23 protein-coding genes are annotated in these 24,160 nt (G+C 44.2%); 15 read left to right on the forward strand and 8 right to left on the reverse strand.

Going from position 1 to position 24,160, the window contains the following annotated elements:
* Positions 1-27 precede the first annotated feature (27 nt).
* Together lepB and AC23P2_RS27325 are read left to right on the forward strand one after the other, a co-directional pair.
* The gene (gene lepB, locus AC23P2_RS27320; protein ID WP_487776131.1) at positions 28-1,167 is read left to right on the forward strand and encodes a signal peptidase I; all 1,140 of its coding nucleotides are present in this window, start codon (positions 28-30) and stop codon (positions 1,165-1,167) included.
* Between the two features lie 142 nt (positions 1,168-1,309).
* The gene (locus tag AC23P2_RS27325; RefSeq protein ID WP_487776132.1) at positions 1,310-1,774 is read left to right on the forward strand and encodes a YchJ family protein; all 465 of its coding nucleotides are present in this window, start codon (positions 1,310-1,312) and stop codon (positions 1,772-1,774) included.
* A gap of 6 nt (positions 1,775-1,780) precedes the next feature.
* Here the strand turns inward: AC23P2_RS27325 and AC23P2_RS27330 are convergent, their stop codons facing one another.
* Both AC23P2_RS27330 and AC23P2_RS27335 read right to left on the reverse strand, forming a co-directional pair.
* Complete coding sequence (locus AC23P2_RS27330; protein ID WP_487776133.1) at positions 1,781-4,822, reverse strand: AAA family ATPase; 3,042 nt, start codon at positions 4,820-4,822, stop codon at positions 1,781-1,783.
* 8 nt (positions 4,823-4,830) lie between these two features.
* The gene (locus tag AC23P2_RS27335) at positions 4,831-6,045 is read right to left on the reverse strand and encodes an exonuclease SbcCD subunit D C-terminal domain-containing protein (protein WP_487776134.1); all 1,215 of its coding nucleotides are present in this window, start codon (positions 6,043-6,045) and stop codon (positions 4,831-4,833) included.
* A gap of 69 nt (positions 6,046-6,114) precedes the next feature.
* Here AC23P2_RS27335 and AC23P2_RS27340 point away from each other — a divergent pair, with 69 nt between their 5' ends.
* The 9 genes from AC23P2_RS27340 to AC23P2_RS27380 all read left to right on the forward strand — a co-directional run bounded on the left by AC23P2_RS27340 (position 6,115) and on the right by AC23P2_RS27380 (position 13,844).
* On the forward strand, positions 6,115-6,444 hold the full coding sequence (locus tag AC23P2_RS27340; RefSeq protein ID WP_487776135.1) for a nucleotidyltransferase family protein: 330 nt from the start codon (positions 6,115-6,117) through the stop codon (positions 6,442-6,444).
* A gap of 53 nt (positions 6,445-6,497) precedes the next feature.
* Complete coding sequence (gene serA, locus AC23P2_RS27345; protein WP_487776136.1) at positions 6,498-8,402, forward strand: phosphoglycerate dehydrogenase; 1,905 nt, start codon at positions 6,498-6,500, stop codon at positions 8,400-8,402.
* Between the two features lie 238 nt (positions 8,403-8,640).
* A complete protein-coding gene (gene ispE, locus AC23P2_RS27350) occupies positions 8,641-9,450 on the forward strand; it encodes a 4-(cytidine 5'-diphospho)-2-C-methyl-D-erythritol kinase (protein ID WP_487776137.1) in 810 nt (269 codons plus the stop codon).
* Positions 9,451-9,483: 33 nt separating this feature from the next.
* On the forward strand, positions 9,484-10,098 hold the full coding sequence (locus tag AC23P2_RS27355) for a cytochrome c oxidase subunit 3 (RefSeq protein WP_487776138.1): 615 nt from the start codon (positions 9,484-9,486) through the stop codon (positions 10,096-10,098).
* A 68-nt stretch (positions 10,099-10,166) separates the two neighbouring features.
* Positions 10,167-12,257, forward strand: coding sequence for an NAD-dependent DNA ligase LigA (gene ligA, locus AC23P2_RS27360; RefSeq protein ID WP_487776139.1), 2,091 nt, complete (start codon positions 10,167-10,169; stop codon positions 12,255-12,257).
* 39 nt (positions 12,258-12,296) lie between these two features.
* Positions 12,297-12,512, forward strand: a complete 216-nt coding sequence (locus AC23P2_RS27365) for a hypothetical protein (RefSeq protein WP_122929737.1) — start codon at positions 12,297-12,299, stop codon at positions 12,510-12,512.
* Positions 12,505-12,918, forward strand: coding sequence for a PIN domain-containing protein (locus AC23P2_RS27370; protein WP_487776140.1), 414 nt, complete (start codon positions 12,505-12,507; stop codon positions 12,916-12,918). The genes AC23P2_RS27365 and AC23P2_RS27370 overlap by 8 nt, the downstream gene beginning before the upstream one ends.
* A 7-nt stretch (positions 12,919-12,925) precedes the next feature.
* Positions 12,926-13,462 carry a bifunctional pyr operon transcriptional regulator/uracil phosphoribosyltransferase PyrR gene (pyrR, locus tag AC23P2_RS27375; RefSeq protein ID WP_028522211.1) on the forward strand — a complete coding sequence of 179 codons (537 nt, stop codon included), beginning with the start codon at positions 12,926-12,928 and terminating at the stop codon, positions 13,460-13,462.
* Between the two features lie 55 nt (positions 13,463-13,517).
* Positions 13,518-13,844 carry a nucleotide pyrophosphohydrolase gene (locus AC23P2_RS27380; RefSeq protein ID WP_487776141.1) on the forward strand — a complete coding sequence of 109 codons (327 nt, stop codon included), beginning with the start codon at positions 13,518-13,520 and terminating at the stop codon, positions 13,842-13,844.
* A 1-nt stretch (position 13,845) separates the two neighbouring features.
* Here the strand turns inward: AC23P2_RS27380 and AC23P2_RS27385 are convergent, their stop codons facing one another.
* Complete coding sequence (locus AC23P2_RS27385) at positions 13,846-14,478, reverse strand: LysE family translocator (RefSeq protein ID WP_487776142.1); 633 nt, start codon at positions 14,476-14,478, stop codon at positions 13,846-13,848.
* A gap of 53 nt (positions 14,479-14,531) precedes the next feature.
* Positions 14,532-15,821: a type IX secretion system plug protein gene (locus AC23P2_RS27390; protein ID WP_487776143.1), complete on the reverse strand. Its 1,290-nt coding sequence runs from the start codon at positions 15,819-15,821 to the stop codon at positions 14,532-14,534.
* 282 nt (positions 15,822-16,103) lie between these two features.
* Between AC23P2_RS27390 and AC23P2_RS27395 the strand changes: the two genes are divergently transcribed.
* From AC23P2_RS27395 to AC23P2_RS27405, 3 genes are all read left to right on the forward strand, one after another.
* Positions 16,104-17,087, forward strand: coding sequence for a gliding motility protein GldB-related protein (locus AC23P2_RS27395; RefSeq protein ID WP_487776144.1), 984 nt, complete (start codon positions 16,104-16,106; stop codon positions 17,085-17,087).
* Positions 17,088-17,151: 64 nt separating this feature from the next.
* Positions 17,152-18,966 carry an ABC transporter ATP-binding protein gene (locus tag AC23P2_RS27400; protein ID WP_487776145.1) on the forward strand — a complete coding sequence of 605 codons (1,815 nt, stop codon included), beginning with the start codon at positions 17,152-17,154 and terminating at the stop codon, positions 18,964-18,966.
* Positions 18,967-19,040: 74 nt separating this feature from the next.
* Positions 19,041-19,379: a phage holin family protein gene (locus AC23P2_RS27405; RefSeq protein ID WP_487776146.1), complete on the forward strand. Its 339-nt coding sequence runs from the start codon at positions 19,041-19,043 to the stop codon at positions 19,377-19,379.
* Positions 19,380-19,483: 104 nt separating this feature from the next.
* On the opposite strand, the gene AC23P2_RS27410 is transcribed toward AC23P2_RS27405, so the two are convergent.
* The 4 genes from AC23P2_RS27410 to AC23P2_RS27425 form a co-directional block, all read right to left on the reverse strand.
* The gene (locus AC23P2_RS27410; RefSeq protein ID WP_487776147.1) at positions 19,484-20,086 is read right to left on the reverse strand and encodes a T9SS type A sorting domain-containing protein; all 603 of its coding nucleotides are present in this window, start codon (positions 20,084-20,086) and stop codon (positions 19,484-19,486) included.
* Between the two features lie 331 nt (positions 20,087-20,417).
* The gene (locus AC23P2_RS27415; protein WP_487776148.1) at positions 20,418-20,951 is read right to left on the reverse strand and encodes a DinB family protein; all 534 of its coding nucleotides are present in this window, start codon (positions 20,949-20,951) and stop codon (positions 20,418-20,420) included.
* Positions 20,952-20,971: 20 nt separating this feature from the next.
* Positions 20,972-21,880 carry an alpha/beta hydrolase family protein gene (locus AC23P2_RS27420; protein WP_487776149.1) on the reverse strand — a complete coding sequence of 303 codons (909 nt, stop codon included), beginning with the start codon at positions 21,878-21,880 and terminating at the stop codon, positions 20,972-20,974.
* A 39-nt stretch (positions 21,881-21,919) separates the two neighbouring features.
* Positions 21,920-22,486, reverse strand: a complete 567-nt coding sequence (locus AC23P2_RS27425) for a TetR/AcrR family transcriptional regulator (RefSeq protein ID WP_487776150.1) — start codon at positions 22,484-22,486, stop codon at positions 21,920-21,922.
* Between the two features lie 325 nt (positions 22,487-22,811).
* Here AC23P2_RS27425 and AC23P2_RS27430 point away from each other — a divergent pair, with 325 nt between their 5' ends.
* Positions 22,812-24,083 (forward strand): metal-dependent hydrolase family protein, encoded by a 1,272-nt coding sequence (locus tag AC23P2_RS27430; protein ID WP_487776151.1) that lies wholly within the window; start codon positions 22,812-22,814, stop codon positions 24,081-24,083.
* Positions 24,084-24,160 lie beyond the last annotated feature (77 nt).

A 24,160-nucleotide genomic window follows, 5' to 3' on the forward strand; every position in this document is an offset into this window, starting at 1 on the left:
TTTTTGTTTACAATAAGAATTGTTTTTATGTCTCAACCCAAACCTAAAAAATCGGCCCTTAGAGAATGGCTCGACTCGGTCGTTTTTGCTGTAGTAGCAGCTACCCTTATCCGTTGGTTACTATTGGAAGCGTACACCATCCCGTCGTCATCCATGGAAAAAAGCCTGCTTATTGGCGACTTTTTATTTGTAAGTAAACTCCACTACGGAGCGCGGACGCCTGGTACGCCCTTGCAAGTACCGCTTACGCACCAAACCATTTGGGGAACCAATATTCCCTCGTTTTCTACCTTAATTCAACTCCCGATGTTTCGCCTTCCAAGCTTCACATCGGTAAAACGCAACGACGTGGTTGTTTTTAACTATCCTGGCGACCCAGAGGAACCGTTTGAAGATCCACTCGTTGGGAATGGAGGTTACAAAAATTTCCCCGTTGACTTACGTACCAACTTCATCAAACGTTGTATTGCGGTAGCAGGCGACGTGGTGGAAGTTAAAAATGGTTTGGTTTACATCAATGGTAAAGAAGGGGAAACCCCTCCACAGGCCCAGTTGATGTACCGTTTGGAATCAAGTGACTTGTTGGATGATCGTTTTTTTGAAAATGAAGATATTCGGGATTATGGTACGTTTCCTGGTGATACGGCCAAGCCGAACCATTTTGTGTATCAAATTCGTACCACCCCCCAAACCGTGGACGATTTGAAAAAACATAGCTTTATCCGCTCTGTGACACACGTTAGTCAATATGCAGCTTCTGCTCCTGAAATGGGACTTTTCCCAGCCGCTGCGAAGCAAAATCCTGATTTTTGGGGACCAATGCAAGTGCCTAAAGAAGGCATGACAATCCAACTGGATTCTGCCAACGTGACCAAATACGGCTATGTGATTAAGTATTTTGACCACAATGACCCTGAAAAAGTAGTGCTCGACAAGGGTAAAGTTTCCGTAGATGGCAAAGCCATTACGAGTTACACATTCAAACAAGACTACTATTTTATGATGGGCGACAACCGCTACGAATCGGCGGACTCGCGTTTTTGGGGCTTTGTTCCTGCCGACCACATCGTTGGGAAAGCGGTCTTTATTTGGATGTCGATTGATCCAAATCCAAAGTCTATCTTAACCAAAATCCGCTGGAATCGCCTGTTTAGATTGATTGACTAGCTCTCTTTGGCAATGATAATAGCACAAAAAAGCGGCGCTGAGCCGCTTTTTTGTGTATTTGGATACTCATATCCAAACGCAGGGTTTCTCAAAACCCTATTTATTGTACCCATTTGAAGATAATAAACCCAATTTCTCCTCAATGACAACCACCTGTTTCTGTGGCTCCTCTCTTTCCTTTGATGAATGCTGTGGTAGCATTATATCAGGAAAACGTACCGCTGCAACTGCCTTAGAACTGATGAAATCACGCTATTCGGCATACTGCGTCGTAGCCAGCGATTACCTGATTGCAACCACTCATCTCAGCAAGCGAGCTCAGTTTGATAAAGCCTCCATCGAGCAATGGGCCAAGGAGTCGCAGTGGAAAGGGTTAAAAATTATTTCTACTGCCAAAGGTTCGGCGCTCGATACGCAAGGAGAAGTAGCTTTCCAAGCGTTGTATATCGACGAAGACAAAAAGAGTCGGGTGCATTACGAACACTCGCTCTTTGTGAAAGAACATTATCAGTGGTTTTATCTTTCGGGCAAAACGATTGCCATCAGCCGCAATGATGATTGCCCTTGTGGAAGCGGGAAAAAATACAAGAAGTGTTGTGGGGCTTGATGATTATCACCCCACAATTTCCATCGTGCTTTGCCCATTGCCATTTTTGAAGAGGCGAATTTGCGTTCCGATGCGCTCTTTCAATGCTTCCACGTGCGAGATGATTCCAATCGTTTTTTCACTCTCCGACTGCAAGCGTTCCAACATACTCAAGGCCATGTCGAGTGAATCGGGGTCGAGCGTACCAAACCCTTCGTCGATAAACAAACTCTCGATGCTCACGTTTTGCGAAGCCAAATCGGAAAGGGCCAGTGCGAGGGCTAAACTAAGGGTGAAAGTTTCACCACCCGACAGCGTATTGACTGCGCGTTGGGCATTTCCTTGATACGTATCTATTACAAAAAGGCTTTCGGTCTCTTCTTTCGGTTTATCCAAAATATAACGGTCAGATAAATACCTTAATCGCTGATTTGCAAGTCCAATTAAGTTAGAAAGCGTTAAGTTTTGCGCAAAATTGCTGAATTTATTTCCCTCACGGTCGCCAATGTAGCGGTTGAGCAAATCCCATTTTTTCCGTTCCTTCCGTAGTTGTTCGAGCTCTGTTTGTAGGGTTGAAAATTTGGCCTGTTGGGCTTCATGATGCGCCAATTTAGCTCCAATCTCCGATACTTCCCTCAAATATTGATCACGTAAACTGCGGCTTATTTTGACTTTAAATTCTACATCCTCCAACGGTAATTCAGCTTGGCGAAGTTTTGCGGTTTCCATTAATTGCTCTTCCCAAGTTTTCCGATTGATGGCTAGCTCTTTTTCGCGATCTTCTAGCACTTTACGTTTGGTTCGCAATTTTTCAATCTCTAGGGCTGGCAGTAAAAGTTCATTGGCTTTTTCGATACTTTCAATTCCTTTAGCCGCTAAATGAGTTGATAACATACTGGCCAGATGCTTTACTTTTTCACGCTCAACTGCAATGCCATTTTCGGTTTCAATTTTTTGTTTCTGTGCTATCTGCCAAGTTGTTTCCGCGTTGGTCAACGTATTCCGTAATGCTTGACTTTCGGTACGAATATCCTTGCCAGCATAACGCTGTTGTTTTTCTAATTCTTTCGCCGACTTTCGTACCCTTAGCTCAAAAAGCACTTCATATTGCCCCAATAATTTACCTATCACGGCATTCATATCGTTGACTTTCTGCCACTTAGTAATTTGTTCTTGCAAGTCCCCTAATTGCTTCTGCTCTTGGGCCAATTGCTCCAGGGTACTATCCAATGCCAATCCCAACCCTGTCAACATTTTTTCACCTTCCTCTTTGGCTTTTCGGTACTCCTCACGAATTTTGACCAAATTTTCGGTCACTTTTGTCATTGACCCCTGCGCTTGGTTTAACTCCGCCCCTACTTTTTGCATTGAAGCATCTACCTCTTTCTTCTCCTTTTCGAGCAAATCTAGCTCCATTTGCACCTTAGAAAGTGCATTCATGTAGGCATGGACGTAGGGATGGTGCGTAGAACCACACAAAGGACATTCTTCCCCATTTTGCAGGGCATTGCGAAGGTCTTCGAGGTTAAATTTTTGTTGCTCTTTTTCCTTCTGCGCTTGAAGAACTTTCAATTTGGCCTCCATTTCAGTCATTTTTTGCTGAAGTGCTGCCCATTGAGGTTGTCGTTCGTTTACTTTTGCCGTCGATTCCTCCAAGGCTTTTTTAGCATCAAGACCTTGGGTGTACCATTCGTTTCGACGTGTCAAGGTTGCCTTTAGTTCCATCAAGGCGTTTTGCCGATTGGCTAATTGAGCGAGCTCTTTTTCTGCTTCAAAATCTACCCGAAAGCGCGCAACCTCTTGCTGAATTTCTTGTTTTTTCTGCTGAAGAAGGGCATACGCTTCGTCTAACTTTTCAACCGAAAGCGTTCTAAGCCAAGGGTGATTGGTTGCGGAAACTTCTTGTTTTATAGCCGTAAAAACAGGTCGAATCTCAGCATTAAGTTTTTCAATTTCCGTATCGAGTTGCAAAATTTCCCCCTCAAAAACGTTCAATTCCGCCAGTAAACGCTCTTTCGGAACCGATTTTTGCACCAAATGCGTGATTTGTTGATGCGTCGTTTCGATGATGGTTATCTGCCCTTCTATTTGCGTTTGAAGCGATTTTCCGCGTTCTTCCAGCCCTTTCAACTGCGTTTGCTGAGATTGTAAAGTCGCCAACTCTCCCGCCCACTCGCTAATTTGTTCGTGTTGGAGGAGTCTCAAAGCGTCTGGTTTAAAAGTTTCTTGCTCATTTTCGAGAACTTGAACCTCTTTTGCGACTTTCTCCAACTTTTGTTGAAGGTCATAACAACGCTCCAATACCGACTTTTCTTTTTCCCAAAACTGCACGTCTTTCTCTGCTTGAACCTGATGCGTTTCGGTCGTGATTTTGGTTTGCTGAAACTGAGTCACTTCTTCTTCGGTGAGCATCGAAACCAACTTTAGCTCTTTTTCTTTGAGTTCAAGTTGTTCTTTGAAGAGTTTATCCTTCAAATACGACGCGGCCCCGAGTTGACGGTAGATTCGTTGGCCCGTAATGTCTTCCAACAATTTGGAACGGTCGTGGGCTTTGGCGCGTAAAAACTCGGCAAAACTCCCCTGCGCCAACACGATTGACTTCACAAATTGCTCGTACGTAAGCCCAATAAGTTCTTCATTCTTTTTTGGAAACTGCGACAACCCTTTAATATCCAATAAATTACCAGAAGGAAGCTCCGCGATTTCCATCTGATAATTGTTCCATTTATCATTTCGGTTTCGCGAAATACTCCAACGCGAACGGTACTGACCTCCTTTTACCTCGTATTCTACCTCTGCGTAGGCTTCGGCCCTAGGTTCTTCAGCAGCTTTGAGATTGACAATAGAGCCTAATTTTTCAATTTCGGTTTTTGAAATACTTCCAAAACGCGGGATTTCATTGTACAATGCCAGCGTAATAACGTCAAGCAGCGTCGATTTGCCCGCCCCCGTTGGCCCCGAAATAATAAACAAACCAGAAACCGCTAACGGATTAGCCGTAAAGTCAATACAAGGATGTTCACCGTAAAACGAATTAATATTTTTGAATCGAAGTCGAAGAATTTTCATGGTTAAAATCAGTTTTGCTCGACCACTTCACGCCACAGTTCTTCAAAAGCTTCGGCCAAAAGCTGCTGGGTTTCCTCGTCGAGGTTTTCGGATAAAAGGCGTTTTTGAAAAACATCCCTTGGTGTTAAATCTTGAATAGAAGTACCTGTAACATAGAGTTCATCGGCACCTTGAGTGCGGTTGGTAAAAGACAGGCGAGGCTTGATTATTTTGAAAGGAGCAGTCTCAAACTCTCGAATTAAATAGCTGAAATACACCTCTTTTTGCGGGTCAGCATAAGGTTCGGTCACGTGGATTTCCACATAAGGTGGCAAGGGAGTGATCACTTCGTACGCATTAAGTGCGGCTTCTACTTCCTCCAAATTGCCCGTAAAGCAACGTAGTTCTCGAAAAATAGGCACCGAAATGGGTTCCACTGCTTCAATTTTATCGTCCTTGAGGGTTAGTTCTAGCACGTATTTTCGGTCATCTCTTTCACTAAAACTCAATGGAATCGGCGAGCCCGAGTAGCGCACGAAGTCGGAGTTTGCAATGCGTTGTGGCTTGTGAATGTGCCCCAACGCAATGTAATCAAAGCCCTCGGGAAAAAAGTCGGCTGAAAAAGCCGCTTCGCCCCCAATGACGTGAATATCGCGCTCGCTCTCACTCACCGACGCCCCGTTGACGTACAAATGCCCCATTGCAATAGCGCATTTTTGAGGATAGCGTTCGGCGCAGAGATGCGCGAGTTGTTCGTAATGCCCTCGAATCCCTTGGCGCAACGCCAACAAACGGTCGTCATATCCTTCGCCCACGACCGATTTTCGTAAATCGGCATCGCGCAGATAGGGCACTGCCGCAATTACGACATCCCCTTTAGGAGTGTCGATGTGCAACAATTCATCTTCTATTTTTTCTTGCGCATTTCCAATGACTTTAATGTCCAAAAAACGCAGCAGTTCACGCGGAGCGTTCAAAACCCCTGGTGAGTCGTGGTTGCCTCCCGTAATTACCACATGACAGCCCGTTCCGACCAATTTTTTGAGGAAACCATAATACTGAGACAATGCTTGGTTAGAAGGGTTTGCGGTATCAAAAACATCACCCGAAACCAATAACACATCAATTTCTCGTTCTTTAATCAGCGCTACTAACCAGTTCAAAAACAAGCTCTGCTCTTCTTCAAGGCTGTATTTATGCAGTTGTTTACCTAAGTGCCAGTCGGCCGTATGAAGTATTTTCATGATTTTTTTTCTGCCAGCGTATTAACAAAGTTCTAAAAGAACCTTCCATTTTTTGACAAGTTTGCAAAAATGCCAAAAAGGAACGGTAAATTTGCAGTAAATTTTACGAAAGAAACTATGAGCTCATCTTTCGCTTTTTTTGACGTAGTACAAAATTACTTGCGTCAACATCACGTAATCCAAGCAGGTTTGTTTGGTTCATTTGCTCGTGGTGAACAAAATGAGCATAGCGATATAGATTTAGCCATTGAAAAGGAGGGTATGACAATTTTTGAGCTCTTGCAAATGGAAGAAGATTTAGAAAAGCTCACCCAACGCAAAATAGACATTGTCGAATTTAGGGCCATAAAACCCTCAATTAAGCCTTATATTTTTAGAGACTTCATCCAATTGGTATAAAGTCACTTGTTCTTTAACGGACATATTTATCTCAGTTTATAATTTTTTGCAGAATGCTCACCAACACGATTGAACAAACCTATTACGTCATTGATTTCGACAGCACGTTTACGCAGGTCGAAGGTCTGGACGAATTGGCTAACATTGCCCTCGCGGGCAATCCCAACCGCGAAAAAGTAGTTCAACAAATCCGTGATTTGACCGATGCCGCCATGAACGGCGAATTGTCGTTTGCGGAAGGTTTGCGCCAACGTATTTCGCTTCTTCAAGCAAATCGCAGCCACGTCGAAGCACTGGTTGATTTTTTGCGTACCAAAGTTTCAGATTCGTTTGCTCGCAACCGAGCGTTCCTCCGCGACTATTCCGAGGCTATTCTTATCGTTTCGAGTGGTTTTAAGGAGTTTATTGTCCCAATCGTCACTGAATTAGGGCTTAAAGAAGAAAATGTGTATGCCAATACGTTCCGTTTTGACGCCGATGACAGCATCATTGGCGTGGACGACGAAAACGTGTTGTCGCAAGATAAAGGAAAGGTAAAATTACTCGAATCGCTTGCGCTTCCTGGCGATGTCTGCGTCATTGGCGATGGATATACCGACTATGAACTCCGCGAAGCAGGCGTAGCAAGTCGTTTTTATGCCTTTACCGAAAACGTGGAGCGGGCCAAAGTAACAAGCGTCGCCGACCACATCGTACCGTCGTTGGATGAGTTTTTGTTTTTGAACAATTTACCTCGTTCGCAATCCTACCCAAAGAGCCGTATCAAGATTCTTTTGCTCGAAAACGTCCACCCAGTAGCTCGTCAAGCATTTGAGGAACAAGGATTTAACGTAGAATTTTTAAAGGGTGCTTTGGACGAAGACGAATTGATTGAAAAAATCAAGGATGTTACCATTTTGGGTATTCGTTCCAAAACAAACGTTACACGCCGCGTTCTTGAAAATGCGCCGCGTTTGATAGCCATCGGTGCTTTTTGTATCGGTACCAACCAAATTGACCTCAAAGCTGCTACCGAAAAAGGAATCGCCGTTTTCAATGCGCCTTACAGCAACACGCGTTCGGTGGTAGAATTGGCCGTGGGCGAAATGATTATGCTCATCCGTAACGTGGTCACCAAGAGCAACGGAATGCACGAAGGCAAATGGGACAAATCTGCCAATAATAGCTTTGAAGTTCGTGGTAAAAAACTTGGTCTCGTTGGCTATGGTCACATCGGAACGCAGCTCTCAGTCATCGGCGAAGCGCTTGGAATGGAGGTCTATTTCTACGATGTAGTTGACAAAATGCCCATCGGAAATGCCAAGAAACTCAAGTCGTTAGACGACCTTTTGCGTATTGCCGACGTGGTAAGTATGCACATCGACGGTCGGAAAGATAACAAAAACGTCATCGGCAAACGCGAGTTTGAGTTGATGAAAGATGGGGTGGTATTTTTGAACCTTGCCCGTGGCCACGTGGTGGAGGTGGAAGCGTTGGTTGAAGCCCTCAAAAGCGGAAAAGTATGGGGCGCTGGGGTTGACGTGTTCCCGTATGAACCCAAAACCAACAACGAACCTTTTGAAAGTGAACTTCGCGGATTGCCCAACGTAATTCTTACGCCGCACATTGGAGGGAGTACCGAAGAGGCCCAAGAAGGAATTGGTCATTATGTTCCTGAGCGCTTGTTGGAATACATCAACAATGGTAGCACCACAGGTAGCGTCAACTTCCCAGAAGTGCAGCTTCCACTCCTCAAAGGTTCGCACCGTTTGTTGCATATTCACAAAAATGTACCAGGTATTTTGGCCAAACTCAATAACATTTTTGCCAAATACAATGTTAACATCACGGGTCAATACCTCAAAACCAACGAGCAAATCGGCTACGTCATCATGGATGTAGAACGCAGCTACGAAGATGGGTTCATTGACGAAATTAAGAATGTAGAAGAAACGATTAAGTTTCGGATGTTATACTAAAATAGAGTTTATTCTAACATGAGGCTGTCCAAAAAGTCTGGTATCACCAAATTATCTTCGGCCTTTGTTCAACCTCACGGCAGCGGCCGACCGTCCCCTAAATCCCCCTCTCCTTTCTGGAGATGGGGACTTTTTAAGCCCTTCTCCAGAAAGGAGAAGGGTTGGGATGAGGTTGAAACCAAAGAATATTTTGTGACCTGTTACTTTTTGGACAACCTCTTGTTTTTCTTCCAATTGTATGGTTGCTTTTGCCAACGCCAAAATCAATATCGGGCTTCAAATCACGGAAAAACGCCCCGATGGATTTCACAACATTGCTTCTTGTTTTTACCCCGTGGGTTGGTCAGATGTCGTTGAAATCATTCCCGCCACCGAATTCAGCTTTAGTTCTTCAGGCATTGATATCCCAGGCGACCCCGCCAAAAATCTATGTGTAAAAGCCTACGAATTGCTGAAAGCTGATTTTGAGTTGCCGCCAGTGGCCATGCACTTACTTAAAATCGTACCCATTGGTGCGGGTATGGGCGGCGGGTCTTCGGATGCTGCTTTTGTATTAAAACTCCTAAACGATACCTTCAAACTATCGCTTTCTACGGACGCCCTCCAAAATTACGCCCGACGTTTGGGCAGCGACTGTGCTTTTTTTATCGAAAATCAACCTCAATTTTGTTTTGAGAAAGGAGACCAATTTGAAGACATTTCGCTTTCCCTCAAAGGCAAAGGCATTGTTCTGGTCTATCCCAACCTCCACATCTCCACCGCCGAAGCCTACGCGGGCGTAGTTCCACAAAAAGCTGAGATAGATTTGCGCGAAGCATTGCAACGTCCCATTGAAGAATGGCGTCATTGGGTAAAGAATGATTTTGAGAACGGACTCTTTCTAAAATACCCCGTTTTACCTCAAATAAAAGACCAATTGTACGAAGCAGGTGCTTTGTACGCCAGTATGACAGGCTCAGGCTCGACTGTATTTGGAATTTTTGAGAAAGTGCCCGATTTACAGAACATTTTTACCTCTTACACCGTTTGGAAAGGAGAACTCACTTGATTTTTTTAAACTTCACTTGACCCGCTAAGCACCATGGCAAAAGCCTTCATCGAAAAAGAAAATCGTTTCACCAAACGCCGTGAACCTTTCAATTTTATGCTTTGGCTGGGACTTGGGGGAAGTATGCTTCTGTTTACAATTTTGCTGGGGGTGTATGTCATGCGAAAATCGGCAGGTATCCATTGGACGGATGTACCACTTCCATCGCTTTTTTGGGTAAGTACCTGTGTAATTATCGCCAGTAGCTTTACCCTGCACGGCGCTAATCTTGCCTTACAAAAAGATCAATTTCCGAAGTTTCGTTCTTTCATAGGTACTACCCTTGGCTTGGGTGTGCTTTTTGTTGTCTTACAATTCTTGGGCTGGACGCAACTTATTCAGGCGGGCATTTCAACCGTCAATAATCCATCCGTTGGGTTTATTTACCTTCTTTCTGGCATTCATATTTTGCACATTGTTATTGGAGTTGCGGTATTGGCATGGGCCGTGTATCAGTCCATCAAAAACCACAGTTACGTGGACGCTTTTGTCTTTAGTGTCAACCCTCCCAATCAGCTTAAAATCAAACTCATTACCATTTATTGGCACTTTGTAGATGTGCTTTGGCTGTATGTATTCGCGTTTTTGTTGTACCACCACGGATGGTAAGAAGGTAGGCTTTTTGGTTTAGATTCTCTAACTTCGCGGCCTATCCCATTGCAAACATTCTTATAGCCATGTCTGTAGCCGACCGCATTAACGAACTGACCGAACGCCTCAATTTTTACAACCATCGGTATTACCAAGATAGCGTTTCTGAAATCAGCGATTACGAGTTTGACCAACTCCTCGAAGAGCTTGTCTCGCTCGAGAATCAATATCCCGACCTCAAACGTCCCGATTCTCCCACCCAACGCGTAGGAGGTACTATTACCAAAAATTTTGCGGCGGTCGAGCACCGTTACCCCATGCTTTCGTTGGGAAACACCTACAATGAACAAGACCTACGCGACTTTGACGAGCGGGTTAGAAAAGGGCTTAATGGCGCAGACTTTGAGTATGTTTGTGAATTAAAATTCGACGGCATTTCGCTCAGTATGACCTACGAAAATGGTGTACTTGTGCGAGGCGTAACTCGTGGCGACGGCGTTCGAGGCGATGACATCACTGCCAACGTCCGAACCATCAAAACCCTGCCGTTGAAGGTACAAGATTCGAAATCCAATTCTGCCCTTCGCTCCTTGCCCCTTTCTTTTGAAGTCCGTGGTGAAGGTTTTATGCCAATTTCGTCCTTTGAAAAGCTCAATAAAGAACTCGAAGAAGCCGACGAGCAAACCTACGCCAACCCACGCAATGCAGCATCGGGCGCGTTCAAGCTTCAAGACTCGGCCGAGTCAGCTCGTCGGGGATTAGACTGTTATGTTTATTATTTTTTGAGCGACGAAGACGTGTTTGAAACCCATTCCGACAGCCTCGAAGCCCTCAAAGCATGGGGTTTTAACGTGTCGCCTTCGTGGGAGAAATGCGCTACCATCGACGACGTTTTGGCCTACATTCACCAATGGGAAGAAAAACGTCACACCCTTCCTTTAGCGACGGACGGGATTGTTATCAAAGTAAATTCGCTCGCCCAACAACGTGAATTAGGCTTTACGGCCAAAAGTCCGCGCTGGGCGATTGCTTACAAATACAAAGCAGAAAACAAGCCAGGTGTTTTGCGTTCTGTTTCGTACCAGGTGGGGCGAACAGGGGCTTTGACGCCCGTGGCTAACTTAGACAACCTCAACGAAGACGGCAAAGGGCTTTGGCTATCGGGCACCCGCGTGAAGCGTGCTTCCTTGCACAATGCCAACGAAATCGAGCGCCTCGGGCTGATGCTCAACGATGTCGTTTTTGTAGAAAAAGGGGGAGAAATTATTCCTAAAATCACGGGAGTTGACCCACAAGCACGTGCGTTTCGCCTAACGTCCCCTATCTACTACCCAACCCACTGCCCCGAATGTGCCACGCTGCTCGTTCGTAAAGATGGCGAAGCCAATCATTATTGCCCCAATGAGCGCGGCTGTCCACCCCAAATTCGTGGTAAAATCGAGCATTTTATTCACCGTAAAGCCATGAATTTGGACAGTTTGGGCGAAGGGAAAATTGAGTTATTGTTTGACAAAGGTTTGGTAAACACCCCCGCAGATTTGTACGATTTGACTTATGAAAAACTATTTGGGTTAGAAAAAGTCATCACCGACGACGAAACGGGAAAAACCAAGCGAATTGGGTTTAAGGAAAAGACCGTTGAGAATATTTTAAAAGGAATTGAGCAATCCAAACAAGTTCCTTTCAAGCAAGTATTGTTTGCCATCGGGATTCGTTTTGTCGGTGCTACAGTCGCTGAAAAACTGGCTGCGTATTTCAAAAACATCGACGCACTGATGAATGCTGACTTGGAAGCCCTACGTAATGTCCCCGAAATCGGCGAAAAAATTGCCCAAAGTTTGATAGAATACTTTGCAGATGACCAAAACCGTGCCTACATCGAGCGTCTCCGCGCCGCAGGTCTCAAAATGGAAACCGACGACCTTCCCGTGGTGATGGAGTCAAACTCCCTCGAAGGGAAGACATTCTTATACTCAGGCACGTTTGCCAGTATGAGCCGCGAGCAACTCGAAAACAAAATTGAAGCAAACGGCGGCAAACTTGTTAGCGGGGTTTCGGGAAAACTCAACTTCTTGATTGTAGGGGAAAAAGCGGGAGCTTCTAAGCTCGACAAAGCCACAAAATTGGGCGTCAAAATGATTTCTGAAACGGAGTTTTTGGAAATGTTGGGCGAGTAACGATTGGTTATTTCTATATTTGTACAAAAACAAAGCACGATGTCAACGATTCAATTGGACACTAGCAGCGATAAGTACTTAATTACTCTTGACAAATCTATGTTTGACAAAGAGTGGTTACTACGTCTAATGGAGAAATTACGCACAGAAGAGCTTGCTCATCAACTTGACTTTGACCAATCGGTAGAAGAAATAGGAGAAACTATCAAGAGTGATTGGTGGAGTAAAAATAAAGAGCGTTTTATAAATGAGTAAGACTGCGGTAGTAATTGATACTAACGTTGTATTCAAAGCCCTGCGTTTGAAACATTCAACCATAAGAGAGCTTCTTACCCAAGAGCAATATCGATTTTACGCTCCTAAATTTCTAATCGTAGAGATTTTTAAACACAAAGAAAAAATTTTAAAGAATAATACTCAATTAGAAGATGAATTTTACGAATATTTAAATCTTCTTTTGCAGAAAATCACCTTCATTAATGAAGATTTTATCTCAATTGGGAATTTCGTAGAAGCTTATCGACTATGCAAACTCATTGACGAAAAAGATACTCCGTTTGTAGCTTTAGCTCTTCAATTAGATTGCTTACTATGGACTTATGACCAACCCATTAAAGATGGGCTTAAAAGTCAAGGTTTCAATTTATTTTTCGAAATGTGATTGTTACATGAATCAAAATCGCCTTATCCTGAGCAGTCCTTTGCTCGAAATTATGATCAGTCGGCTATGCCAACAGCTGCTCGAAAACCACCAAGATTTTTCGGATTCTGTCTTGTTGGGTCTTCAACCACGTGGTATTTATTTTGCCGAACGCGTCGCCCACGAACTTCGCCAAATCACAGGTTCAAACATTCCACTTGGGTATTTGGATGCGACTTTTTACCGCGATGACTTTCGCCGACGTGAACCGCTAAAAGCCAATGCGACCAAAATCAATTTTGTAATTGAAGGCAAAAAAGTGATTTTGATTGACGACGTACTCGCCACAGGTCGGATGGTTCGGGCCGCACTTGATGCCATGCAAGCCTTTGGTCGCCCTCGCAAAGTGGAACTACTGGTACTTATCGACCGCCAATACAACCGCGAAATTCCCGTTGAGCCCGACTACACTGGAATGAAAGTAAACACCCTTGATTCTCAACGCGTACTGGTTGAATGGAAAGAGCAAGGCTACGACGCCGACCGCATTTGGCTGGTTGACTAGGCATAGATGGTATCTGTTATTCGTTATTCGATTCATTCAAACATTCGTCATTCCCATGACTTTAGAACAAGCACAGCAAGAAGTTGATACGTGGATTAAAACCTACGGAGTACGCTATTTTAGCGAATTGACCAACATGGCCATTTTGACCGAAGAGGTGGGAGAGTTAGCCCGCATTATGGCCCGTACCTATGGTGACCAATCGTTCAAAAAATCCGATTTAGAGAAAAATTTGGCCGATGAAATGGCCGATGTTCTGTGGGTGCTCATGTGCTTGGCCAACCAAACTGGTGTTGATTTGACCGAAGCTTTTCAGAAAAATTTGGATAAGAAAACCAAGCGCGACGCGACGCGCCACCACGAAAACGAGAAGCTGAAGTAGTTTATTGACTGCGTTTTGCCAACGCCAAATACGCCCCAAGCCCAAGCATCATCACGCCCGTTACTTTGTTTTGGATACGGGCAAAATTGGGCAATTGGTTCAAATACGCACCTGCTTTCCCAAACAACACTGCCACCAAACAATTGACGACGGTCCCCGAAAAGTTAAACCAAATCCCTAAAACCAGCACTTGCCATTTAAAATCGGGCGAATAGGGGTCGGAAAATTGGGGCAAAAAAGCCAAGAAAAATAAGGCTACTTTGGGATTCAAAACGTTGGTATAAACACCTTGCCAAAACAGCTTTTTCAAAGGAATAGTCTCTACTTTACCCTCGGTCGATAAACTGCTCGTGGATTTGAGCGACATGAATCCCAAATAACACAAATAGGCCACGCCCAAGTACTTCACAATATTGAACGCCAATGCTGATTCGGCAATCAAGACCGAAAGCCCCAACACCGCAGCCAATGTGTGGACTACGCACCCTCCTGCAATCCCCAAAGCCGAAACAATTCCTGCTTTTGTCCCTTGCGATGTGCTACGGGTAACGACGTAAATCATGTCCGAACCTGGCGTGAGGTTCAGCATCAAAGTAGCAAAAGCAAACACCAAAAAACTTTGAAAATCAACCATATTACTCTGTTTTTTCAACCTCCCGAAAGTTCTAAACTTTCGGGAGGTTTTTTTTAACGTCGTCCAAACTCAACTAAACGATAACCAATCAGTTGATCAGCGCGGGCAGCAGGTGGACGATGATAGACAAATATTTCGTAATCGTTAGACGTACTTGAATAACTTCCTTCAAAAGCCGTATCGTTGATTTTTCCATCGGCCCCAACTGCCAAATAATAGTAATTCACAATTCCTTGTTTAATCAAAATACTGGCTTCATAAACATTTTTCGTCGCATTGTAGGTCATCCGATTGGCATCTTCCAATTGCCATAAATTGTAAGCCCCTCCGACATATACTTGGGCATTGGGATATTGCGGACTTTGAAGCGTAAAAACCGTATTAATATAATCAGCCTCATTGGTGCTATTGGCTGCATCACGGTTTAGCACAATGTATTGACCGTTAAAGTCTTGCGCCTGAAAAGTTGCCCCACCACCTACCCGCGACTGATCAACCCGAAGGTGCGCAATGGTCTGATCGGGTAATTGTTGAATATCGTCCACGCTCATACCTACCCCGCGCGAAATGCGGGTATCAAACCAACGAAACTCATTTCCTCCCAGCATGTTATTGGACAAATCAAACGGTCGGAATTCCAATTTTTGGTCAAAAATACGGACGTTGGTTGGGCGCAGATTCGTAATCATTTTGTTCCAACGGTAATTTTGACGAATCACAATTTTTAAGTCTTCTTGCGGAGAGAGGATTTCGTACCCTCGGTAATCAACGTCAAAATCAATTTGCTGATGCGTGCGTTGTTCGGCAATTCCTGACGACATCCGAACTTGCGCAAACACGCTTACCTTCGATTGATAGACCATAAATCGACGCGTAAATACGACTTTGGCAGGCCGCGAATCTTCGTAAACCGCCACCACATAATTCCCCGAAAGTTTTAACCTTGGTACTTCAAAAGTATAATGGTAATACGGAATTTTGGTGTTAAACGACGCCTGGTAAGTGTTAATCGGGTAGTCGTTGTATTCGTACGTAAATTCAATGTCGTTCAAGCCCGACGATGTCCAATCGGCATTGCAGTGGAAAATACGGTACCTCAAGGTTCGATAGCGTGCTTTGAGGTCATCAAATTCCACAATCAATGGATTGGTACTTTCGACATTTACTACAGGGGAGTAAGTCGTTCGCGCAGGGTCTTGAATATCATTAGGCGCGGGGTAAATCGCTACTGTTTTTATCGTGGTTTCGTACGTACGGTCTTCGTACTGAATCGGTGGTAATTTCTGAGCCAAGGCGCTACACATCCATCCCCAACACATCAATGCTATCAAATATCTGGCCATGAGAGAAAAAGTATTGTTCACAAATTATGGGGTAAATCTAACGGAAATCTCTTGAAAATACTCGCCCTGAACTCCGATTCGGGGCGCAAACGGCCCAGCGTCTCCGACGCAAACATGAAATTCGCGGCGCAAACGGCCTAACTTTCTCTCGCCCCGAACTCCGATTCGGGGCGCAAACGGCTCAGCGTCTCCGACGCGCAAAACACCAAAAGCGGTTTTCTAGCCCTGCTTCAAACTTTTTTAGGCCGCTTCTACGTTTAAAATACGTCATCAAAATTTTCAATGAAAGCAGCTATTTATTCATTCCTCGTTCTTATTGCTTTTGGGCTTACTTTCAATGCCTGCGAACAAAAACCCCAAGAAGTGCCAATTGGCATTCGACGCCTCGAAAAAGAATTTTTTTCGGCAAAATCCCCCGCCGACCTATCACTGTTGCTCCAGAAAAACCCCATTTTAAGAGACTATTTTGGCTTGCCCTCGGGCGTGGCTGACTCAATGATTACCAATCAGTTGTACCAAAACATCTCTAATCGTGACTTACAACAGTTTAGCCAAGAACTCCAAACGCAGTTTGCGGACTTGACTTTTTTACAAACCCAGCTCCAACAAGCTTTTGGGCAAATCAAAGCTTCTTATCCTGATTTTAAAGCTCCCGAAATCGTAACAACCATCACGGGTTTTATGGGTACTGATTTGTACGTATCAGACAGCATTATTGTCATAGGGTTGGATTATTTTGGTGGCCCAAAAGCCAAATACCGACCACAACTTTTTGATTATCAACTTCGTCGTTACCAAAAAGAATATATCGCTCCTGGCATTTTGTTCTTCATTTCTCAGAAATACAACAAAGTACCTAACGAGGACAAAACGCTCTTGGCCGATATGATTTGGTACGGCAAAGGATTTGAGTTTGTCAAACACGTTTCTCCCGAAACACCTGATAGCCTCATCATTGGTTATTCAGGCGAACAACTTACCGACGTGTACGCTTCCCAGCAGGATATTTGGGCCTACTTTTTAGACCGCCAACTTTTGTACCAAACCCGCGACACCGAAAAAGAACGCTTCATTAGCGAACGCCCCGCTACCCCCGAAATCAGTCAATATTGCCCAGGTGGCATTGCCCGTTGGGTAGGTTGGCGCATTGTAGGAGAATATTTGCACAAAAAACCAAACACCACGCTGACCGAATTGATGACGAACACCAACGTTCGGCAGATTTTTGAAGAGGCAAATTACAAAGGACAAAAGGACGAAGAATGAACCAAGTTGTGATTACCTTTGTCATCAGATTATCCCTTATTTAACTCACTATTCATTCATACCAATGGCTAAAGGCAGAGGAACGGGCACCGAGTTGTCGCCCGAAGATAAAAAACGTAAACTCACCAAAGAGAGCCTCCAAAAAACACTAAAGATTTTTCGATTCATTCTCCCCTATCGAAACACCTTTATCGTCGGCATTTTATTCTTGTTTTTATCCTTAACCACCAACTTACTTTTCCCAAAACTGATTGGGGAAATAACAGCCGTGATTGAAGGAAAATCGTCCTACACCATCAATCAAGTTGTCTTGGTACTTGTAGGGGTTTTAATTCTGCAATCGGTATTCTCGTTTGGGCGCATCTTTTTCTTTTCGATTGTCAGCGAAAAAAGTATGGCCGATATTCGTCGGACGGTTTACAGCAAAATCATTTCGTTGCCAGTTTCCTTTTTTGAACAGCGTCGCGTAGGTGAACTAATGAGCCGCATTACTTCCGACGTTCAATCGCTCCAAGACGTTCTTTCGTTTACCCTTGCTGAACTGTTTCGTTCGCTCGCTACGGTGGTTGTGGGTATTGGTATCATTTGCTTTATTTCTTGGAAATTGACCATTTTTATGCTGGCCACCTTCCCTGTCGCTATTGTGATTGCGATGGTATTTGGGCGTTTTATTCGTAAACTTTCTAAAAAAGCCCAAGATGAATTGGCTACTGCCAACGTCATTGTGGAAGAAACACTTCAATCGGTCAACGTAGTAAAGGCTTTTACCAACGAACGCCTTGAGGTTCAGCGCTATGGCAAAGCCCTCGACAACGTAATCGTAGCAGCACTCAAAGCAGGGCGCTTCCGTGGCGGCTTCGTTTCGTTTATCATTTTTGCGTTGTTTGGTGGCATCATTGGGGTGGTTTGGTACGGTGCTACCCTCGTTCAAAGCGGCGAAATGCCACTCTCAGAACTTATGACCTTTATTCTATATACCATGTTTATTGGTGGGTCAATTGGTGGTTTGGGAGATATGTACGCCCAAATCCAAAAAACCTTGGGAGCGTCGGAACGTCTTTTGGAGATTTTGGACGAAACCTCCGAAGTCGAAATTGAATCGCCCAAAGCAGTTGCTCCGATTAACGGTACGATTTCTTTCCAAAACGTTAAATTCACCTACCCCACTCGTCCCGACGTAACGGTGTTGAAAGATATTTCGCTTGACGTGGCCGCAGGTCGTAAAATTGCGCTGGTGGGTTACAGTGGGGCTGGAAAGTCAACAATTGTTCAATTATTGATGCGTTATTATCAGCCCGTTGGAGGAAAAATATTGGTCGATGGCAATGATATTCAAGGACTTGACATTACAGCATACCGTCAAAATATCGCCGTCGTTCCGCAAGAAGTGATGCTATTTGGCGGAACGATTCGTGAAAACATTGCCTATGGAAAACCCAATGCCACCGAGGAAGAAATCCGCGAAGCCGCCCGCAAAGCCAACGCACTAGACTTTATTTTATCTTTCCCTGAAGGATTGGAAACCGTTGTGGGCGAACGTGGAATAAAACTTTCGGGTGGGCAACGTCAGCGCATTGCCATTGCACGCGCCATTTTGAAAGATCCTAAAATCCTGATTTTGGACGAAGCAACAAGCTCACTCGATGCTGAATCAGAAAAATTGGTGCAAGAAGCCCTCGATGGACTGATGCAAAACCGCACGACAATTATCATTGCGCACCGTTTGGCGACGGTTCGCAACGTGGACTGCATTTATGTCATCAAAGACGGCACCATTTTAGAGTCAGGCACCCACGACGAGCTTGCTCTCAACGAAGACGGCCTTTACGCCAGCCTCATCAAGTTGCAGTTCGATTCGGCCAACCTTGCGGTTTCATAACGAATGTGGGTCAGGTTGCCCACAACCTGACCTTTGTTTACAATCAGCTTTTCTAACCAAAAACCTATAAATCAATGACTAGCCTAATTATTCGACTCATTATCAGCACCGTTGTGGTAATTGTCGCCAGCCGTGTTTTACAAGGATTTTATGTGGACTCCCTCACTACGTCCGTGATTGTTGCCATTGTGATGGGGCTCCTCAACACCTTCGTAAAGCCAGTTTTACAGTTTTTGTCTATCCCTATCACCATTCTGACGCTTGGGCTGTTTTATTTTATCATCAACATCGCCCTTGTATATCTATGCGCTTACTTGGTCGATGGTTTCAGCGTTTCGAGTGCCATCGCCGCATTGCTATTTAGCATTGGCTTGTCATTGACCCAATGGATTGCAGGCTGGTTTTTGGACTAACCATAAAAAAAACCGTCGGCGGGTTCTCCGCCGACGGGTGTCGCAAAATCGCAAGATGATGTGGTTATAGTCTGTTTTTTTGAGAAGTCATTGCAACTGTTGGCTTATTTAACTTTCACGAATTTCTTGAAAGATTTGTCAGCCACTGTAAATTCAAAAGCGTATTCACCTGCTGGCAAGTGGCTCAAGTTAAAACGGCTACCTGCTGACAAATAACTGTTATAAATTGGTGTTCCAGCCAAGTCTGTGATCGCTACGCTCATATCTGCTACGTTTCTGTTAGAAGTTGATACTTCAAAACGGTTTACACCAAACGCTTCTACTTTAGGAAGAACCGCTTCTTTGTAGCTATTCTCGTCGATTTCCACGTTGCCATTTTTGATGAAAAGTGTTTGTGCCGACCAGAAATTGTTGTTAGAGCAACTCATAACGTACTCGCCATTTGGAAGTGCGTTAAGGTTCAATTGAGTTGATACGCCTTCGTTTACTTCAAAAATTCCTTCGTGAACGATTACGCCATCTATATCTTTAATTACTACATCAAGTACGCCTACATTAGGTTGGTTGATTTTTACTTCAACCTTCTTGGTGTCACGCTTTACCAATTTTACATCTTTGGTAAGGAGGTGAGTTTCTGCCGAAGCAGTTCCTGCGGTTGCGAGCATCATAGCTGCAAATACTGTCGAAAGCATTGTGATCTTTTTCATAGTGTGTTATAGTTTTTGTACCATCTTGTGCCGCTCAGTCGCGGTGACTTCGCTTTGACAATGCAAAGGTGTAAGATTTTGATTTACAAAAAAATAGGGTAAAAACACCCTCTTGATAAATTCATATCTTGGGTTTCAACCTTTTCTTAGAATAGTACAAACAACCTTTCTTCTTGAATGAAAAATTCAACCTCTGCTTAGTTCAGTACAAATAAATTTTTGCTAAAAATGAAAAGTTCTTTAAATAGTACAACGAAAATGAGAAAAGTACCACAAATAATAATCCTTTTTGCTAACGGAAATGTACAAATTCGCTTTTAGGGCTACTTTTTTAAGCTACTTGTTCCACCCTTTTTTGCATAATTTGATGGTGATGAAGGAGGTGATAAGCGGTAAAATACAACATTTCTCGGGCGGTAATTAGCCCCAAAAGTGGGTGTGGTATCGGGTACTCGTCCAGCTCCTCTTCCGACCAATTGGCTTCCACCAATTGTAACAGCATTTGGTGTATTTGCACGAACTCCCCTAGCAGTTGTTCCTTAGAAGGTGTCGTCGCCAATGGAACGAACGCTCCCGTTGCTCCTCCTCCTCCTCCCAACGCCGCGTCGTAAATCTCTACCATCTGTTCATACCCTCTCGACCCATAGGGTGCTTTTCCCCATTTTTCAATAAAATACGATTTAGGGGCACCAAAAAGCCGCGTCAATGGCTGCACCGACAAAATCAGGTGCTGAACATTCTCTGCCACCGACCATACATCAACGGCGGGTTTGGCATAAAAAATTTCGGATGTTTGGTTTTCTGAAAACACAACAACTCCTTGGACTCGCTCTTGGAGCAGTCCTTTCAATTCTGTCTTGTTCATAAAATGTGTTGTTTAACTATTTACAAATTGACTTTTCGCAATGCTGGATTATTATAGTGATGATTTTTGGTCAGCATCAATTCAAGATCATTCACCACTTTTCGCCAAAATGACTCTTTAAACTTTCTTGAAAATACGCCAAAGTGCCCTAGCCGCTTTACACGGTAGTCTTTGGGCCGAAGGGCTTCATTCATAATATCAGCATTTCGGAAATGTTTCAACAGCGCAGGAACGGTATGTGCATTGGCAATAGGGTCGTCGGTAGTCCAATATGACTTTATTGGCAACCTTACTTCATTATAATAATGTCGGGGAATGGTTTTGTCTAAAAAATCAAATAGATAATTTTCTGAATTGCACCACGAACGCCACTCCATAATCAAGCCTTTGGGTAGGTCTTCCATAAGTTTCATTCGCTTGGCGGGCAAATACCCCCAGTAAGGAGCCGTCAGCGGCGACAATATATTAAAGAAAAAAAAGGCTTTCAATCGGTATGGAAAGGTCTGACGCCACCACGTACCCGTCGAACTTGTAAGTAAGACCACTCCTTTCAAAATAGCATGATTGGGCATCAGCCCTAGTAACTGCCCTCCGATGCTATGACCAATCATTAATTTGGGCCAATCTGGGTAACGCTGTTCCAAAAAGGCGAGCACTTCGCTCATGTCTTTGGCCCAATCTTGCATTGTGATGGTCGAAAATACTTCTTTATCTGCTGGCCTCGACCAGCCCATGCCTCGGTATTCCCATAGGCACACGATGAATCCTTGTTCGGCGATGAAGCGTGCCAAATTGCCGTAAAACTCTTTCCGCATCCCTGTGCCTATATTAAACTGAACCACACCCTTGGGCTGGCCTGAGTACTCATAAAGAATTGCCGACAAGTCAAAACCATCGGTGGTTGGTATGGTAAGTGTTATTTCCTTCATTTTCAATAGCTGTGTTAGGTTAATTAGATTTTACTATCATTAATTCACCGTATCAAATCGGTCAAGGGCGCGTTGAAGCACATCTTGTAAAAAATGGTTATTTTGGGTCAATTTCACCATAATCCATGCTCCTTCGTATTCAACGATGGCCTGTTCGGCCAATTTCTGAGCCGTAGTTGGTTCCCATTTGAAACTATATAAATGCGCCAATGCGCGTAGATATTCCTCAAAAAACTCCCGCATTTTTGGTAAGAACTCTTGTGTTACTAGGGCCGTTTCTATTGCCATATTTCCCATCAAACAGCCACCTTCTGTGCTTGCTGCAACATAAATTTGTTTCGTAATCATTTTTTGAAGGCGTTCCCGAGGCATTAATGTTTCGTCGTAAGCAATAGAAAAGACCCTTGTGGCAAAATACTGATGGACTGTTTCAAGAACTTCCAACATTAAAGCATCTTTACTGCTAAAATAATGGTAAAAGCTTCCTTTTAGCAGCCCACAAGCCGCCGCAAGGTCGGACATACTTGTACGGTGATACCCTTGTTTTTTGAACAAAAACAGGGCTTGTTTTACAACTTCCTCTTTGGTGACTTTTTGAATGGGCATTTATGGTTGTTTATAGGTACCAACTCTGTCTGACTATCGTCTGACAGATAACTCTGACCAACTCTGTCAGACGGCAGTCAGACAGATACATCTTACAAACGTACTTACGGTCTGACTACCGCGTCTGACCGTGTGGTGTACAAAGGTGAAAAAACAAATCTATTTTACCAAACGAACGTTTGGTAAAATTCCAAAACCATTCTTTTACTTTCTTCAAAATCATGGCTAACGTTCTGTTTTTAGCTAAATGTTAAAACTTTCAGGTACATTTTGAGGTTATAAATGCAGTTTGACGCCTATTTTTGTAGGATACAAATTAACAAGCATGTCACTTCATCAACTAAATCGAATCATTTGGATAATTCTTTTGGCGACCCATACCGTTGTCGCTCAAAAATCGTTTTTACTACGCCCCGACCGCGTTTTTGATGGGCAAGACATTCGCGAAAATTGGAGCGTCCTGGTCGTAAATGATAAAATAATTGCCGTTGGCGATGTCAAATCAATCACCGCCGCTCCCCAGTCTTCCAAAGCTGAAATCATTGATTTAAAAGGGTGTACGCTACTTCCTGGTTTTATAGAAGGGCATTCCCATTTGTTTTTACACCCCTACAACGAAACAACTTGGGACGACCAAGTACTCAAAGAAGCACGTTCACTTCGTACTTCGCGGGCGGTGGTTCACGCCAAGAAAACGTTAATGGCAGGTTTTACAACCGTACGTGATTTGGGAACAGAAGGAGCTGAATTTGACGATGTAGGCTTAAAACAAGCCATCCAACAAGGAATTGTCCCAGGCCCACGCATGATTATTGCCACCAAAGCCCTGATTGCAACGGGTAGCTACGCCCCCAAGGGCTTTAGTACCGACGTGACCGTACCGCAAGGTGCAGAAGAAGCCGACGGCCGCGACCCGCTCATTCGAGCAGTACGAAATCAAATCGGGAAAGGAGCCGACGTGATTAAAATTTATGCCGATTATCGTTGGGGTTTGATGGGTGAAGCACGCCCTACGTTCTTGGTTGACGAAATCAAACTCATTGTGGAAACAGCCCAAAGCAGCGGCCGCCCCGTGATTGCCCACGCAGGGAGTGTCGAAGGAATGCGACGGGCGATTTTGGGAGGATGCGAAACCCTCGAACACGGCGATGCAGGTACGCCCGAAATCTTTGCATTGATGAAAGAAAAGGGCGTTGCACTCTGCCCTACCCTCGCCGCAGGCGATGCTATCACGCAGTACCGAGGTTGGAAAAAGGGCATTGAACCCGAGCCCGAAAGAATCAAAAACAAACGAAAGACTTTTAAAGAAGCCCTAGACGCAGGAGTTACGATTTGTTTCGGGGGCGACGTAGGTGTTTTTACTCACGGAGACAATGCCCGTGAAATGGAAATGATGGTCGATTATGGCATGAAACCCCTCGACGTGCTGCGTTCGGCGACGTCGGTCAACGCCCGCGTTTTCCACCAAGAACAGCTTGGCCAAATCAAAACGGGCTTTTTGGCTGATTTAGTGGCGGTTGAAGGACGCCCCGACGTTCGGATAAGCGACGTTCGCAATGTCAAATTGGTCATCAAAAATGGCGAAATTCAACATTAGTCAAGGTCTTAGTACCCTACTTTTTTAACGGCACTAGAACTCCGCAAACAACGTATATCAATACTAATTTTGCGAAA

The sequence above is a fragment of the Runella sp. R0.1_18 genome, assembly GCF_057652155.1.